This window comes from Crossiella sp. CA198, assembly GCF_052078295.1.
In the GTDB taxonomy this organism is placed as follows: Bacteria; Actinomycetota; Actinomycetes; order Mycobacteriales; family Pseudonocardiaceae; genus Crossiella.
In genome coordinates this window covers 115,036-128,858 of sequence record NZ_JBQJIM010000008.1, presented here as the reverse complement: position 1 = coordinate 128,858, position 13,823 = coordinate 115,036, and the positions used below count along the sequence as shown (strand labels likewise).

Genomic DNA, 13,823 nt, shown 5'->3' with positions numbered 1-13,823 from the left:
TCCTCCTTAACGGGGTTCGTCAGTCTTTGCCGGGTTCGGTCGTGCCGGACTCGCCGCCGAAGCGGCCGCCGCTGGCCTGGGCCAGCGCGTCCAGATCGCGCACCCGCACCGCGGGCAGCGTGACCTCGGACTCGTCGGCCAGCACGGCCTTCACGCCGGAGCGCTTGGTCAGTCGCAGCGAGGCGATGTCCGACCAGGCGATGCTGCGGGCGCCGAACATCGTGCGGATGCGCACCTGTTCGGCGTCGACCACGGTCCTGGTGCGGATCACCCACAGGACCAGTGCGATCGGCACCAGGTAGATCACCTGGAGCCCCGGCGCGCCGAAGGCGAGTGGTGTCGCGCACAGGAACAGCAACGCCACCGGAATCATAGCCGTGGTGGGGATCCGGAAAATCAGTCCGCTCACGGAACCGATCCTCCCACGTGCGCGAACACCCCCTGACGAAGGTTCCATGTCCCTCGGTCGTGTCCAACATGCGGGAGTACCGTCCCGCAGAGTTGACGCCTGTCCCGGCCAAGGACTAGCGTCGACAGGGTGCAGCGCAAGACTTTCCTCCTCGTACTTCCCAGGCGCGTCGACGCCTAGGAAGCACTCGTCGACGCGCAACCCTCGTATGGCCGACCCGGGCCGACGAGGGTTTTTTGTTGCCCTTAGCTTGCTCACACCGAACACGAGGCAGACCCGATGACCCAGGTGAGGCCCACACCGCCGCCCCCGCCGTCCCAGGGGGCAAGACCCCGCCCGACCCCGCCGGCCGGCGCTCCGGTCCGGGTGACCGGCGCGCAGTCGCTCGTGCGTTCGCTCGAGTCGGTGGGCTGCGAGATCGTCTTCGGCATCCCCGGCGGCGCCATCCTGCCCGCCTACGACCCGCTGCTGGACTCCACCAAGCTGCGGCACATCCTGGTCCGGCACGAGCAGGGCGCGGGTCACGCCGCCTCCGGGTACGCCCACGCCACCGGCCGGGTGGGTGTGTGCATGGCCACCTCCGGCCCCGGCGCGACCAACCTGGTCACCCCGATCGCCGACGCCTACATGGATTCCATCCCGATGGTCGCGATCACCGGTCAGGTGGCCCGCTCCTCCATCGGCACGGATGCCTTCCAGGAAGCCGACATCTGCGGCATCACCATGCCGATCACCAAGCACAACATCCTGGTGACCGAGGCCGCGGACATCCCGCGGGCGATCGCCGAGGCCTTCCACATCGCCAGCACCGGCAGGCCAGGCCCGGTCCTGGTCGACCTGCCCAAGGACATCCTGCAGGCCACCACCTCCTTCACCTGGCCGCCGGAGATGCGGCTGCCCGGCTACCGGCCGACCACCAAACCGCACGGCAAGCAGGTGCGCGAGGCGGCCAAGCTGATCGCCGCGGCCAAGCGCCCGGTGCTCTACGTCGGCGGCGGCGTGGTCCGCGGCCAGGCCAGCGCCGAACTGCTCGACCTGGCGGAGCTGACCGGCATCCCGGTGGTCACCACGCTGATGGCCCGCGGCGCCTTCCCGGACTCGCACCGCTCGCACCTGGGCATGCCGGGCATGCACGGCACGGTGGCCGCGGTGGCCGCGCTGCAGCGCTCGGACCTGCTGATCACCCTGGGCGCGCGCTTCGACGACCGGGTCACCGGCCAGCTGGGCACCTTCGCGCCGGACGCGCAGGTCATCCACGCCGACATCGATCCGGCCGAGATCTCCAAGAACCGCAAGGCCGATGTGCCGATCGTGGGCGATGTGAAGGACATCATCGCCGACCTGGTCCCGGCGGTGCGCGCCGAGTACGACGGTGGCACCAGGGCGGACATCTCCGCCTGGTGGACCATGCTCAACGACATCCGCGGCTCGTTCCCGCTGGGCTATGACTGGCCTGCCGACGGTTCGCTGTCCCCGCAGTACTGCATCGAGCGGATCGGCGCGCTGGTCGGGCCGGACGCGGTCTACACCGCGGGCGTCGGCCAGCACCAGATGTGGGCCGCCCAGTTCGTCAAGTACGAGAAGCCTGCCAGCTGGATCAACTCCGGCGGTCTTGGCACCATGGGCTTCGCCGTGCCCGCGGCCATGGGCGCCAAGGCGGGCCTGCCGGACGCCCAGGTCTGGGCCATCGACGGCGACGGCTGTTTCCAGATGACCAACCAGGAGCTGGCCACCTGCGCGATCGAGGGCATCCCGATCAAGGTCGCGGTGATGAACAACGGCAACCTGGGCATGGTCCGGCAGTGGCAGAACCTCTTCTACTCCGAGCGCTACTCCAACACCGACCTGGGCACGCACAAGCACCGCATCCCGGACTTCGTGCTGCTGGGCGAGGCGCTGGGCTGCGCCGGTCTGCGCGCGGAGACCAAGGACGAGGTCGACTCGGTGATCCAGCAGGCGATGGAGATCAACGACCGCCCGGTCGTGATCGATTTCGTGGTGGGCAAGGACGCGCAGGTGTGGCCGATGGTGGCCGCGGGCACCGGCAACGACGAGATCATGGCCGCGCGCGGCATCCGCCCGCTGTTCGACGAAGACGAGGTGTGAGGCGATGACTCGGCACACGCTCAGCGTGCTGGTGGAGAACAAGCCCGGTGTGCTCGCCAGGGTGGCTGGGCTGTTCTCCCGGCGGGGCTTCAACATCGAGAGCCTCGCGGTCGGCCCGACCGAACATCCCGAGGTGTCCCGGATGACCATCGTGGTCGCCGTGGAGTTGCTGCCGCTGGAGCAGGTCACCAAGCAGCTCAACAAGCTCGTCAACGTCATCAAGATCGTTGAGCTGGACGGGGCCACCTCGGTGCGCCGGGAACTGCTGCTGGTCAAGGTCAGGGCCGACGCCACCGTGCGCAGCCAGGTGCTGGAGACCGTGCAGCTCTTCCGCGCCAAGGTGGTCGACGTCTCGCCGGAGGCGCTGACCGTCGAGGCCACCGGCACCGCCGACAAGCTCGACGCCCTGCTGCGCATGCTGGAGCCCTACGGCATCAGGGAGATGGTCCAGTCCGGCATGGTGGCCATCGGCAGGGGCGCCCGTTCCATCACCGCGACCGCGGTCCGTTGAGATAACGCACGACAGGAGAAGCAAGAGCAATGAGTGTCGAGATCTTCTACGACGACGACGCCGACATCAGCGTGATCCAGGGGCGCAAGGTCGCGGTGATCGGCTACGGCAGCCAGGGCCACGCGCACGCGCTGAGCCTGCGTGACTCGGGCGTGGACGTCCGCATCGGCCTGCCGGAGACCAGCAAGTCCCGGGCCAAGGCCGAGGAGGAGGGCCTGCGCGTCCTCACCCCCGCCGAGGCATCCGCCGAGGCGGACCTGATCATGATCCTGGCGCCGGACACCGCGCAGCGGCACATCTACGCCAAGGACATCGCGCCCAACCTCAACGACGGCGACGCGATCTTCTTCGGGCACGGCTTCAACATCCGCTACGGCCTGATCACCCCGCCGTCCAATGTGGACGTCGCCATGGTCGCGCCGAAGGGCCCCGGCCACCTGGTCCGCCGCCAGTTCGTCGACGGCAAGGGCGTGCCCTGCCTGATCGCGATCGAGCAGGACGCCACCGGCAACGGCCAGGCGCTCGCGCTCTCCTACGCCAAGGCCATCGGCGGCAGCCGGGCAGGCGTCATCAAGACCACCTTCACCGAGGAGACCGAGACCGACCTCTTCGGTGAGCAGGCGGTGCTCTGCGGCGGCGCCAGCGCGCTGGTGCAGGCCGGCTTCGAGGTGCTGACCGAGGCGGGCTACGCCCCCGAGATCGCCTACTTCGAGTGCCTGCACGAGCTGAAGCTGATCGTCGACCTCATGTACGAGGGCGGCATCGCGCGCCAGCGCTACTCCATCTCCGACACCGCCGAGTACGGCGACCTGACCCGCGGCCCGCGCGTGATCACCGCCGCGGTCAAGGAGGAGATGAAGAAGATCCTGACCGAGGTGCAGGACGGCACCTTCGCCCGGGAGTGGGTGGCCGAGGACGACAACGGCCGCGCCAACTACCGCAAGCTCCAGCAAGAGGGCGAAGCTCACCCGATCGAGGAGACGGGAAAGAAGCTCCGGGCACTCATGTCCTGGGTCGACCGCCCCATCACCGAGACCGCCTGACGTCTGCAACCAGCACAGAGCGAACGCCGTCCACCCTGGAGTGGGCGGCGTTCGCGCTGTTCAGGGGGTTACGGAGGGTGATCCGAGATCCCACCCGATCAGTTCATTTCACTCGGTAATTTGCTTATTTAGCATAGGGTTGACAAGTGATCCGCAGTCAGCCGGCAGGGCTTGGGACCCCGGCCCGGCAGCAGGGAGACGGCGGAAGCGCCGCCTCATGACGACGCGGGGAGCGTGCAAAGCCATGACCGGCAACATGACCGGTGGCCTGGACGAGTCTGTCCGAACCCACCTGGCCAAGTTGTTCACCCTCATCCACACCCTCGACGATCCGGACGTGGCCGAGCTGGCCAGGGCAGAGATGCCCCGCCTCATCTCCGCGTTGAAGCTCGTGCTGGACGCGCACGAACCGGACGAGTACGGCCACTGCCGCCAGTGCCAGCCAGGCAAACGCCGCCACCGCCTCCCGTTCGAGCCCTGCCGCGCCTACGACAGCGCCCAGCGGTTCCTGGCCGTGGAACGCGGCCTGCCCCAGATGCTGGTCGCGGCCCAGCACACCGCCTTCGCCGACAGCCGCCCCCGGCACGCCCTGCACTAGCCCCGTCGCCGCCCCGCCGCCCCAGGTCCCCACCCGGCCTCCCACAACGCCCAACGCGGCGTACAACAACGGCAAACACGCGGTCCCAGAACGGCCAACACGCGGTACGAGAACGGCCAACACTCCCAGCGAAGCCCACCCGCTCCGAGTGTTGGCCGAAGTCGTACGCCGTGTTGGCCGTTCTTGTACGCCAAGTTGGCCGGACTGGTACGCCGGATTGGCGCGCGGCGGGTAGCAGGACCTACCCGGGATGCGACGAAGGTCGCTTGCCGCACCGGCACCACATCCACCAGGCTGCGCGGCAGCGGCGCGGTGGAGTGTCGCTGTTCTGGCGTTGTTCCCGACCGCCGGTGCGGTAACCCGGTCATGGTCGATGAAGTGGACGCCGCCGTCCTGCACATCGGTAACGCAAGTTGATGCAACCTGCACAAGACCGCTCCGACGTGTCCAGCGAAGCTGATCCGTTCGGCGGCAGTGACGGCGAGGGGCATCACGCAACGTAGTCAACGGCGGGTGGCCGCGCGCTCGCGGCAGGTCCCGGACAGCATGATCGGCACGGACCCAGGGGTGGTCCGTGCCGACCATGTCCGCCACAAAGTCCTCGCCCCGCAACGCCTTCGCCCGCCACGGACGCTCTGGCCGGCCGCGGAATCGGCGGCCTGCCGCGAAAATCCGGTCCACCGCGGAAAATTCGGCCTGGCGCAGCAGCTCCGGTCCGGCTGGCTGGGGTCAGGCCACCACGCCGGGGGCCACCCGCAGGCGATGCCGGGCCCGCTGCACGGGGATGTCGTCCTGGCCCGGCGGGGGGCTACTGGGCCAGGACGACAGCTCAGGGGAGGGCGAATCCTCGACCAGGCACAGCTGGACGTAGGCGATCCGCCAGGTGGGACAGGGCCACTCGCCGCCAAGGCCCCAGCTGGGGCGGCATAACCGGCAGCGCCGGCGTTTCTTCCGGCCGACGGCGCGGTGCTGGGCGAGCAGGAACTGCCAGCCGTGCACGGTGCGCAGCAGGGCGTTGCGGGCGGCGGGGTCGGGCTGGGTCGCGGCGAGTTCGGCCAGCTCGGCGAGCCGGGTGGCCACCGCGCGGTAGCACTCGCGGCCGCGGGTCGTGCAGCGATCCGGCGGCTCGTGCACATCCAGGATGGGCCTGCCTGACGACCACACGGTCTCCACCGCCCCTAACTTGAGTAGTCTGCGCCACCGAGCGCTTACGGTTGGTGGTCGCCACCGATTTCGGAGAGCGACGACGTGGGTACCTAGCGTGCAAGACGGGCGCCCAGAAATGCAACGTACATACTGCGAAAGACACGATCGGGTGAGAGTGTCGTCCTGCAAACCACAAGCGATTGCAGCTAGCTAGCCTGGGCGGGCACACTGCGCGAGTTCCCTCTCACTGCGTGTCACGGCGGGCGGCCGGCACCGCGCCACGGACGCGCCGCGAACTCGCGAACTTGCCCGGAGGCCAGGAGATGTCCACCAGTCACAGCCCGACCGTGCGCCGAAGGCGGCTGGCCTCCGAGTTACGGCGCCTACGGGAAAGCTCGAACCTCACCTGTGAGGAGGTCGCGGCGCACCTGGAGTGCTCGGCGGCCAAGGTGAGCCGGATCGAGACCGGCCGCACCGGGGTCAACCCGAGGGACGTGCGGGACATGCTGGTGCTCTACGGCGTGGAGGGCGAGCGGCAGAACGCGCTGATCGACCTGGCCCGGATGGCAAAACTCAAGGGCTGGTGGCACAACTACGGCGACGTGCTCACCGGCGGGTTCGCCGGGATGGAGGCCGAGGCGTCCTCGATCCGCACCTTCGAGTCACTCGTGGTGCCGGGGCTGCTGCAGACCGAGCGGTACGCGCTGGCGGTCTTCCGCGCGGTGCGGCCCAAGGCCGCGCCCAACGAGGTCGAGCGCCGGGTCTCCGCCCGGATGGCTCGCCAGGGACTGCTCTCCTCCGACCACGGACCCAAGTACTGGGCCGTGCTGGACGAGGGTGCGCTGCGGCGGCGGGTGGGCGACGCCGACGTGATGCGCGAACAGCTCGACCGGCTGGTGAAGATGAGTTCGCTGCCGAACGTGGAGATCCAGGTGCTCCCGTTCAGCGCGGGCGGGCACGCGGCCTCCGACGGCCCGTTCGTCATGCTCGGCTTCCCCGATCCGCTGGACCCGACCGTGGTCTACGTGGAGAGCCTCACCAGCGCGCTCTACCTGGAGAAGCCGGAGGAGATCCGGTTGTACAGCACGGTTTTCGACCACGTCCGCGCCGCGGCGCTGGGCACCGAGGAATCGGTCGCCCTGATGGCCGCCATGGCGGAGGAGTTGGCATGAGCAGGAGGCAGGCCATCCGGCGCTGCGCTCGACCATCGCACCATCTGTTATCCGGCAAGGAGCAAGTCATGTTGGCCAGCTACAACACCGAATCGCTTTCCTGGCGCGTCAGCAGCTACAGCGGCGGCGGCAACAACTGCGTCGAGGTCGCGCTGCCCGCCGCGGCGGCCGCGGTGCGGGATTCCAAGAACCGGGCAGGCGGCGCGCTGACCTTCAGCCGCGCGCAGTGGCACGGCTTCCTCGCCAGTGCCCCGGCCCTGCACGGGTCCCGGGCGTGACTGGGCAGCACCCCAGCACCAGGGTCCCGGTCTATGACGACAAGGCCGGGATCCGGGACACGCTCGACTTCTCCCAGGCGCGATGGCTCTCCAGTGAGGAGGACCCGGACGGCACCGGCAAGGTGGAGATCGCCTTCGTCGACTCCGCAGGGACCACCTACATCGGGATGCGCAACAGCGCGCAGCCCGAGGGGCCGATCCTGGTTTTCACCACCAGCGAATGGGAAGCGTTCCTGGCCGGGGCCAAGGACGGGGAGTTCACCGAACCCTGGTGAGTCCTGGCCCTGGTGAACATCGGGTGCAGCGGGGGTGACCAAGCTCGCCCCCGCCACCTGAAACATGCCGGTAACACCGCAGCTAGACTGCGGCTTTCCCGCTCGGGGCACAACGCGGTGACCCGGACCAAGGCAATCCGTCCTCTCAGGAGCGCACCGGTGACCAACCCCAACCGCCCCGTCGTTTTGATCGCGGAGAAGCTCGCGCCCTCGGTGCTCGAGGTGCTCGGCGACGACGTCGAGATCCGGCACGTCGACGGCACCGACCGCACCGCGCTGCTGTCCGCGGTGGCCGAGGCCGACGCGCTGCTCGTGCGCTCGGCGACCAAGGTCGACGCCGAGGTGTTCGCCGCGACCAGCAAGCTCAAGGTCGTGGCCAGGGCCGGTGTCGGCCTGGACAACGTCGAGGTGCCCGCCGCCACCGCGCGCGGCGTGATGGTGGTCAACGCGCCCACCTCCAACATCGTCTCCGCCGCCGAGCACGCGGTCGCGCTGCTGCTCGCGGTGGCCCGCAACATCGCCCCGGCCGACGCCAGCCTGCGCACCGGCCAGTGGAAGCGCAGCGCCTACGGCGGCGTGGAACTCAACGGCAAGACCGTCGGCGTGGTCGGCCTCGGCAAGATCGGCCAGCTCTTCGCCCAGCGGATCGCCGCCTTCGGCACCACGCTGATCGCCTACGACCCCTACGTGGCCCCGGCCCGCGCCGCCCAGCTCGGCATCGAGCTGGTCAGCCTGGACGAGCTGCTGGAGCGCGCGGACGCCTTCTCCATCCACCTGCCCAAGACCCCGGAGACCCTCGGTCTGATCGGCAAGGAGCAGCTGGCCAGGACCAAGAAGGGCGTGCTCATCGTCAACGCCGCCCGCGGCGGGCTGATCGACGAGGCCGCGCTGGCCGACGCCATCCGCGAGGGCCAGGTCGGCGGCGCCGGCATCGACGTCTTCGCCACCGAGCCGTGCACCGAGAGCCCGCTCTTCGAGCTGCCCAAGGCCGTGGTGACCCCGCACCTGGGCGCCTCCACCGGCGAGGCCCAGGATCGCGCGGGCACCGACGTGGCCCGGTCCGTGGTGCTCGCGCTGCGCGGGGACTTCGTGCCGGACGCGGTGAACGTGCAGGGCGGCGGCGTGGTCGGCGAGGAGGTCCGGCCGTACCTGCCGCTGACCCAGAAGCTGGGCGCGGTGCTGGCCGCCTTCGGCGCCAACAAGGCCCCGGTCTCGGTCACCGTCGAGGTGCGCGGCGAACTGTCCACTGAGGACGTCCGGGTGCTGCCGCTGGCCGCGCTGCGCGGGGTGTTCGCGCACCTGGTCGACGAGCAGGTCACCTTCGTCAACGCGCCCAAGCTGGCCGCCGACCTCGGCGTGGACGTGCGGGTGGTCACCGAGTCCGAGAGCGCCAACCACCGCAGCCTGGTCACCGTGCGCACGGTCGGCGCGGACGGCACCGCCTACAGCGTCTCCGGCTCGCTCAGCGGCCGCAACCAGGTGGAGAAGTTGGTCGAGGTCAACGGCCGCAGCTTCGACCTGCGCGCCGAGGGCCACGTGTTGCTGCTGGAGTACCCGGACCGCCCCGGCGTGATGGGCACCGTGGGCACCCTGCTCGGCGAGGCCGGGGTCAACGTGGAGGCCGCGCAGATCTCCCAGACCCGCGACGGCGCGGACGCCACCATGCTGCTGCGGGTGGACCGCCCGGTCGACGCAGGCGTGCTGGAGCCCATCGGCGCCACCGTCGGCGCCCGCACCGTGAAGGCCATCGCCTTCTAACCCGCCCACAACGGCCAACACCAGGTACGACAACGGCCAACACACCGCCCACAACGGCCAACACGCCGGTCGGGTTCGCACCCGCGCGCGTGTTGGCCGTTGTGGTACGGGGTGTTGGCCGTTTTGGTACCTGGCGTTGGTCGATATGGGCGGGACCGACGGAAGACCGTGGAGTCCGGCGGGTTCTGGTGGCAGCATTCGGCGTATGTGGATCTCCAGGGGTCGGGATGCTCTCCGGCGCGGGTGACGGCGCCGGGGACTACGCGTGGCTGGCCGAGCTGCCGCTGGGGGCGGCGTTCGCACTGGCCTTCGTGCGCGGGGTCGACGAGGCCGAGGTGCTGCGCCGGTTCGGGGCCGATCCGGACACGGCGCGGCCGATGACGCTGGACGCGATCGACCGGGCGCAGCAGGACGCGCTGCCCGAGTCGTTGCTGCTGGCCGCGGTGACCAAGGTGGGCGACTGGGTGCTGGTGGTGGAGCCGAACGGGTTCCAGTCCACTTTGGACGAGGTGCTCTCGGTGGTCTCCGCCGGTGGCGAGGTGCTCTCGGTCTACCGCAACCTGGACTCGGTCGGGCAGATCAGCCACGCGGTGGACGGCGGCCTGCGCACCGCCTTCGACCAGCTGGTGCCGTACCTGCGCTGGGGCAGCCTGCCGGACGCGCTGCTGCCGGTGATGCTGGCGGTCGGCCTCGATCCGGATGGTGGGACCGCGCCCGATCCAGACGCCGCCGCACTGGCCCTGGCGGAGCGGGTCACCGGCGTCCGGCTGAGCCCGGAAACCCTCTCCGGAACGCTGCCCACGGTGGTGCTCTCCGCCCGCGAGCCGGAGTGAGACCAAACCGCCTACTCACCCAGACGAGTGGACTTTGGGCAAACATCGGCCACGCCCCGCTGGTGGCCGGTTTCGCCCCCGGAAGCCCGGTTAGGCTGCCATCCTCCCGCCCCACGGCGGGACTTCGTCGGTTGAGACGGGCTTTCCACCCTTCGAAACGGCCAAAATCGGGCTCCCTTGACGGGGGAAACCCGATCGGGTGTCCCGCAGTACGGGAGAGATCGGTCGGAAAGCGTGTCCGGACTGCGTTTTCCAGCCCCTCAGCCGGTAACCTGCGCGCAACGGTTTGTCCCTGTAGGTGGGGCAACTAGCCAGGAGGTGTGTGCATGCGGCTCGCGGTGATTCCAGGAGATGGGATCGGCCCCGAGGTGATCGCTGAAGCGCTCAAGGTGCTCGGTGAGGTCCTTCCGACCGCGGAGATCACCCGCTTCGACCTCGGTGCGGCCCGCTGGCACGCCACGGGGGAGCTATTGCCTGAATCCGTGCTCGGCGAACTGCGCCAGCACGACGCGATCCTGCTGGGCGCGGTGGGCGACCCGTCGGTGCCCAGCGGCATCCTCGAACGAGGGCTGTTGCTGCGCCTGCGTTTCGAGCTTGATCACCACGTCAACCTGCGCCCGGCGCGGCTCTACCCCGGCGTGCGCAGCCCGCTGGCGGACTCGCCAGAGGTCGACATGGTCGTGGTGCGCGAGGGCACCGAGGGCCTCTACGCGGGCAACGGCGGCCTGCTGCGCAAGGACACCCCGCACGAGATCGCCACCGAGGTCAGCATCAACACGCTGTTCGGGGTCGAGCGCGTGGTGCGGGATGCCTTCGCCAGGGCCTCCAACCGGCCGCGCAAGCACCTCACCCTGGTGCACAAGACCAACGTGCTCACCTATGCGGGCCAGTTGTGGTCGCGGGTGGTCGAGGAGGTCTCGCTGCAGTACCCGGACGTCTCCGTGGCCTACCAGCACGTGGACGCCACCACGATCCACCTGGTCACCGACCCCGGCCGGTTCGACGTGATCGTCACCGACAACCTCTTCGGCGACATCATCACCGACCTGGCCGCGGCGGTCACCGGCGGCATCGGCCTGGCGGCCAGCGGCAACATGGACGTCACCCGGCGCAACCCGAGCATGTTCGAGCCGGTGCACGGCTCCGCCCCGGACATCGCGGGGCAGGGCGTGGCCGACCCGACCGCGGCGGTGCTCTCCGTCGCGCTCATGCTCGACCACCTCGGCGAGCCCGAGTCCGCCCGCCGGATCGAGGCCGCGGTGGCCTTCGACCTGGCCACCAGGGACCACACGGCGCCCGGCGCGACCTACGCGGTCGGCGACCGGCTGGCCGCGCTGGTGAGTTCCGGGCAGCGCACCGGAGCCTGATCTCCCAAGCCCAACGGGCCCCGATCGTCCTAAGTGGACGGTCGGGGCCCGTTGCGTTGGTGGGGTGAAGCCCCCCGTGATGACGGGCAACACGGGGGGCTTCGGGGTCGTCCGGTGGGCTGGCGGGCCGCACCGGACGACTGGCGGGCCGACTCGGGTCCTGGGGGAAACCGTCGACGGCCGGGTCTGGGAGGTTAGATCGGGATGCTCTTGAACTCCGCCACCCGCGCGGTGAGCGCGATCTCGGTGGGTAGTCGTTCCATCGAGGAGGCGCCGAAGAACCCGGCCACCCCCACGGTCCGGGCCAGCACGTACCCGGCATCGGCGGGTTCGGCGATCGGGCCGCCGTGACAGAGCACCAGGATGTCCGGGTTCACCGCCACCGCCGCGTCCCGCATGGCCTGCACCCGTTGCACCGCCTCGTCCAGGGACACCGCGGTGGCCGCCCCGATCGAGCCCTTGGTGGTCAGGCCCATGTGCGGCACCAGCACATCCGCGCCAGCCGCGGCCATCGCGGCGGCCTGGTCCGGGTCGAAGACGTACGGGGCGGTGAGCAGATCCCGTTGCGCGGCAAGGCGGATCAGCTCGACCTCCAGGTCGAAGCCCATCCCGGTCTCCTCCAGGTTGGCCCGGAACACCCCGTCGATCAGGCCCACCGTGGGGAAGTTCTGCACGCCGGCGAAACCGAGCGCGGCCAGCTGGTCCAGGAAGTGCGGCATGACCCGGAACGGATCCGTGCCGCAGACCCCGGCCAGCACCGGGGTGTGCCGCACCACCGGTAACACCTCGCCCGCCATCTCCAGCACGATCGCGTTCGCGTCGCCGTAGGGCATCAGCCCGGCCAGCGAACCGCGGCCGTTCATCCGGTACCGGCCGGAGTTGTAGATGATCAGCAGGTCCGCGCCACCGGCCTCGGCGCACTTGGCGGAGAGGCCGTTGCCCGCGCCCGCGCCGATGATCGGCCTGCCCTGTTCCACTGTGGACCGTAATCCGGCCAGGATCTCGCCGCGGCTCATCGTGCGGGCCCTCCCGCGAGTGCCGCGTTCCCGGTCCGGGCCCCCGCTGTGATCAACTCGTGCAACCGGTCGGCCATCGCGACGGCGAACTCCGGGTCGTTGATGTGCGCGTCGTGCTCGTGCAGCTCCACCGTGCTGCCCGCGAGCGAGGTGCGCAACACCCCGAACAGGGCGGCGTCGGCCGCCCGGTCGTCGAAGGGCCCGTCCGCGGCGTCGATCGCGGAGACCCCGCGCAGCGGCACGAACAACGCGGCGGGCCCGGTGGCCGCGCGCAGTTTGGCCGCGATCCGCCTGCCCAGTTCCCGGTTCTCCGCCGGGGTGGTGCGCATCAGGGTCACGGTCGCGTTGTGCACGTACAGGTTCCGCTCGGCGAAGCGCTCCGGCACGGTCTCCAGCGGACCGAAGTTGACCATGTCCAGCGCGCCGAGGCTCACCACCTGCGGCAGCCCGGCCCGGCCCGCCGCGGCCAGTCGCTGCGGTCCGGCCGAGAGCACCCCGCCGACCAGGTCGTCGGCCAGTTCGGTGGTGGTCAGGTCCAGCACCCCGGCCAGCAGTCCGCTTCCGGCCAGGGCTTCCATCGACTTGCCGCCGGAGCCGGTGGCGTGGAAGACCAGCACCTCGTAGCCGAGTTCGGTCAGCCGGGCGCGGGCGGCGTCCACCGCGGGGGTGGTGACGCCGAACATGGTCGCGGCCACCACCGGCCGCGCTTGCGTCTCACGCGGGTCGGTGTTCTGCAGCGCGTGCTCGTAGCCCTGGGACATGCCGGCGATCCCGTTGGCCGCGTTGCGCAGGATCAGCTCGGAGACCGAGTTGAGCCCGGCGATGTCCACCACGCTGTACATCATGGCCAGGTCGAGGGCGTCCACGTACGGCGTGGTGTCCCCGGAGGCCATCGTGGAGACCAGCAGCTTCGGCACCCCGACCGGCAGCGCCCGCATCGCGGCGCTGGCCACCGCGGACCCGCCGGAGCCGCCCAGTCCGATGATGCCGTGCAGCATGCCCTGCTGGTGCAGACAGGTGACGATCGCGGCCGCGCCGGTGGCCATCGCGGTCAGCGCCGCGCCCCGGTCCCCGGCCGCGCGCAGCTCGCCCAGCTCCACCCCCGCCGCCGCGGCGACCTCCCGGGCGCTGATGTCCGCCCTGGTCAACGGATCGCCGAGGACTCCGGTGTCCACCAGCAGCACCGCGCAGCCCGCCGCGGTGATCCGCTCGGCGAGCCAGGCGTACTCAACTCCCTTGGTGTCCAGGGTCCCGACCAGCACCACGGTCGCCAAGGCGAGCGGCTCCTTCCAGGGGCAGTGCAGCGTGAAG

The 13,823-nt window shown here is 70.2% G+C and carries 14 protein-coding genes; 10 read left to right on the top strand and 4 right to left on the bottom strand.

Annotated elements, in window-relative coordinates; all coding sequences use genetic code 11:
* Positions 1–19 precede the first annotated feature (19 nt).
* Entirely contained in the window at positions 20–409 is a 390-nt protein-coding gene (locus ACTOWY_RS15270) for a PH domain-containing protein (RefSeq protein ID WP_441310270.1), read from the bottom strand.
* A 279-nt stretch (positions 410–688) separates the two neighbouring features.
* Between ACTOWY_RS15270 and ACTOWY_RS15265 the strand changes: the two genes are divergently transcribed.
* The 4 genes from ACTOWY_RS15265 to ACTOWY_RS15250 all read left to right on the top strand — a co-directional run bounded on the left by ACTOWY_RS15265 (position 689) and on the right by ACTOWY_RS15250 (position 4,667).
* On the top strand, positions 689–2,515 hold the full coding sequence (locus tag ACTOWY_RS15265) for an acetolactate synthase large subunit (protein WP_441310269.1): 1,827 nt from the start codon (positions 689–691) through the stop codon (positions 2,513–2,515).
* 4 nt (positions 2,516–2,519) lie between these two features.
* A complete protein-coding gene (gene ilvN / locus ACTOWY_RS15260; protein WP_247760709.1) occupies positions 2,520–3,026 on the top strand; it encodes an acetolactate synthase small subunit in 507 nt (168 codons plus the stop codon).
* 29 nt (positions 3,027–3,055) lie between these two features.
* Positions 3,056–4,069, top strand: coding sequence for a ketol-acid reductoisomerase (gene ilvC, locus ACTOWY_RS15255; protein WP_247760703.1), 1,014 nt, complete (start codon positions 3,056–3,058; stop codon positions 4,067–4,069).
* 244 nt (positions 4,070–4,313) lie between these two features.
* Positions 4,314–4,667: a hypothetical protein gene (locus ACTOWY_RS15250; RefSeq protein WP_247760702.1), complete on the top strand. Its 354-nt coding sequence runs from the start codon at positions 4,314–4,316 to the stop codon at positions 4,665–4,667.
* Between the two features lie 729 nt (positions 4,668–5,396).
* Here ACTOWY_RS15250 and ACTOWY_RS15245 read toward each other — a convergent pair.
* A complete protein-coding gene (locus ACTOWY_RS15245) occupies positions 5,397–5,840 on the bottom strand; it encodes a hypothetical protein (protein WP_247760701.1) in 444 nt (147 codons plus the stop codon).
* A 296-nt stretch (positions 5,841–6,136) separates the two neighbouring features.
* On the opposite strand from ACTOWY_RS15245, the gene ACTOWY_RS15240 reads away from it, so the two are divergent.
* The 6 genes from ACTOWY_RS15240 (at position 6,137) to ACTOWY_RS15215 (ending at position 11,496) form a co-directional block, all read left to right on the top strand.
* Positions 6,137–6,985 (top strand): helix-turn-helix domain-containing protein, encoded by an 849-nt coding sequence (locus tag ACTOWY_RS15240; protein ID WP_185009245.1) that lies wholly within the window; start codon positions 6,137–6,139, stop codon positions 6,983–6,985.
* 68 nt (positions 6,986–7,053) lie between these two features.
* Positions 7,054–7,263, top strand: coding sequence for a DUF397 domain-containing protein (locus ACTOWY_RS15235; protein WP_247760700.1), 210 nt, complete (start codon positions 7,054–7,056; stop codon positions 7,261–7,263).
* Entirely contained in the window at positions 7,260–7,538 is a 279-nt protein-coding gene (locus ACTOWY_RS15230) for a DUF397 domain-containing protein (RefSeq protein WP_441310268.1), read from the top strand. Before ACTOWY_RS15235 ends, ACTOWY_RS15230 begins: the two co-directional genes overlap by 4 nt.
* Positions 7,539–7,697: 159 nt before the next feature.
* The gene (gene serA, locus ACTOWY_RS15225) at positions 7,698–9,296 is read left to right on the top strand and encodes a phosphoglycerate dehydrogenase (RefSeq protein WP_441310267.1); all 1,599 of its coding nucleotides are present in this window, start codon (positions 7,698–7,700) and stop codon (positions 9,294–9,296) included.
* A gap of 227 nt (positions 9,297–9,523) precedes the next feature.
* The gene (locus ACTOWY_RS15220; protein WP_441310266.1) at positions 9,524–10,129 is read left to right on the top strand and encodes a DUF6461 domain-containing protein; all 606 of its coding nucleotides are present in this window, start codon (positions 9,524–9,526) and stop codon (positions 10,127–10,129) included.
* A 326-nt stretch (positions 10,130–10,455) separates the two neighbouring features.
* Positions 10,456–11,496, top strand: a complete 1,041-nt coding sequence (locus tag ACTOWY_RS15215) for a 3-isopropylmalate dehydrogenase (protein ID WP_185009237.1) — start codon at positions 10,456–10,458, stop codon at positions 11,494–11,496.
* Between the two features lie 194 nt (positions 11,497–11,690).
* Here the strand turns inward: ACTOWY_RS15215 and ACTOWY_RS15210 are convergent, their stop codons facing one another.
* Positions 11,691–12,512 carry a phosphoenolpyruvate hydrolase family protein gene (locus ACTOWY_RS15210; protein ID WP_441310265.1) on the bottom strand — a complete coding sequence of 274 codons (822 nt, stop codon included), beginning with the start codon at positions 12,510–12,512 and terminating at the stop codon, positions 11,691–11,693.
* Positions 12,509–13,786 (bottom strand): Tm-1-like ATP-binding domain-containing protein, encoded by a 1,278-nt coding sequence (locus tag ACTOWY_RS15205; protein WP_441310264.1) that lies wholly within the window; start codon positions 13,784–13,786, stop codon positions 12,509–12,511. The genes ACTOWY_RS15210 and ACTOWY_RS15205 overlap by 4 nt, the downstream gene beginning before the upstream one ends.
* Positions 13,787–13,823: the final 37 nt, after the last annotated feature.

Bases quoted from the DNA above. Each gene is read 5' to 3' on its own strand.
- ACTOWY_RS15210 (WP_441310265.1), bottom strand. From the start codon at position 12,512: ATGAGCCGCGGCGAGATCCTGGCCGGATTACGGTCCACAGTGGAACAG.
- ACTOWY_RS15240 (WP_185009245.1), top strand. From the start codon at position 6,137: ATGTCCACCAGTCACAGCCCGACCGTGCGCCGAAGGCGGCTGGCCTCC.
- ilvC (WP_247760703.1), top strand. From the start codon at position 3,056: ATGAGTGTCGAGATCTTCTACGACGACGACGCCGACATCAGCGTGATC.
- ACTOWY_RS15265 (WP_441310269.1), top strand. From the start codon at position 689: ATGACCCAGGTGAGGCCCACACCGCCGCCCCCGCCGTCCCAGGGGGCA.
- ACTOWY_RS15250 (WP_247760702.1), top strand. From the start codon at position 4,314: ATGACCGGCAACATGACCGGTGGCCTGGACGAGTCTGTCCGAACCCAC.
- ilvN (WP_247760709.1), top strand. From the start codon at position 2,520: ATGACTCGGCACACGCTCAGCGTGCTGGTGGAGAACAAGCCCGGTGTG.
- ACTOWY_RS15235 (WP_247760700.1), top strand. From the start codon at position 7,054: ATGTTGGCCAGCTACAACACCGAATCGCTTTCCTGGCGCGTCAGCAGC.
- ACTOWY_RS15215 (WP_185009237.1), top strand. From the start codon at position 10,456: ATGCGGCTCGCGGTGATTCCAGGAGATGGGATCGGCCCCGAGGTGATC.
- ACTOWY_RS15220 (WP_441310266.1), top strand. From the start codon at position 9,524: ATGCTCTCCGGCGCGGGTGACGGCGCCGGGGACTACGCGTGGCTGGCC.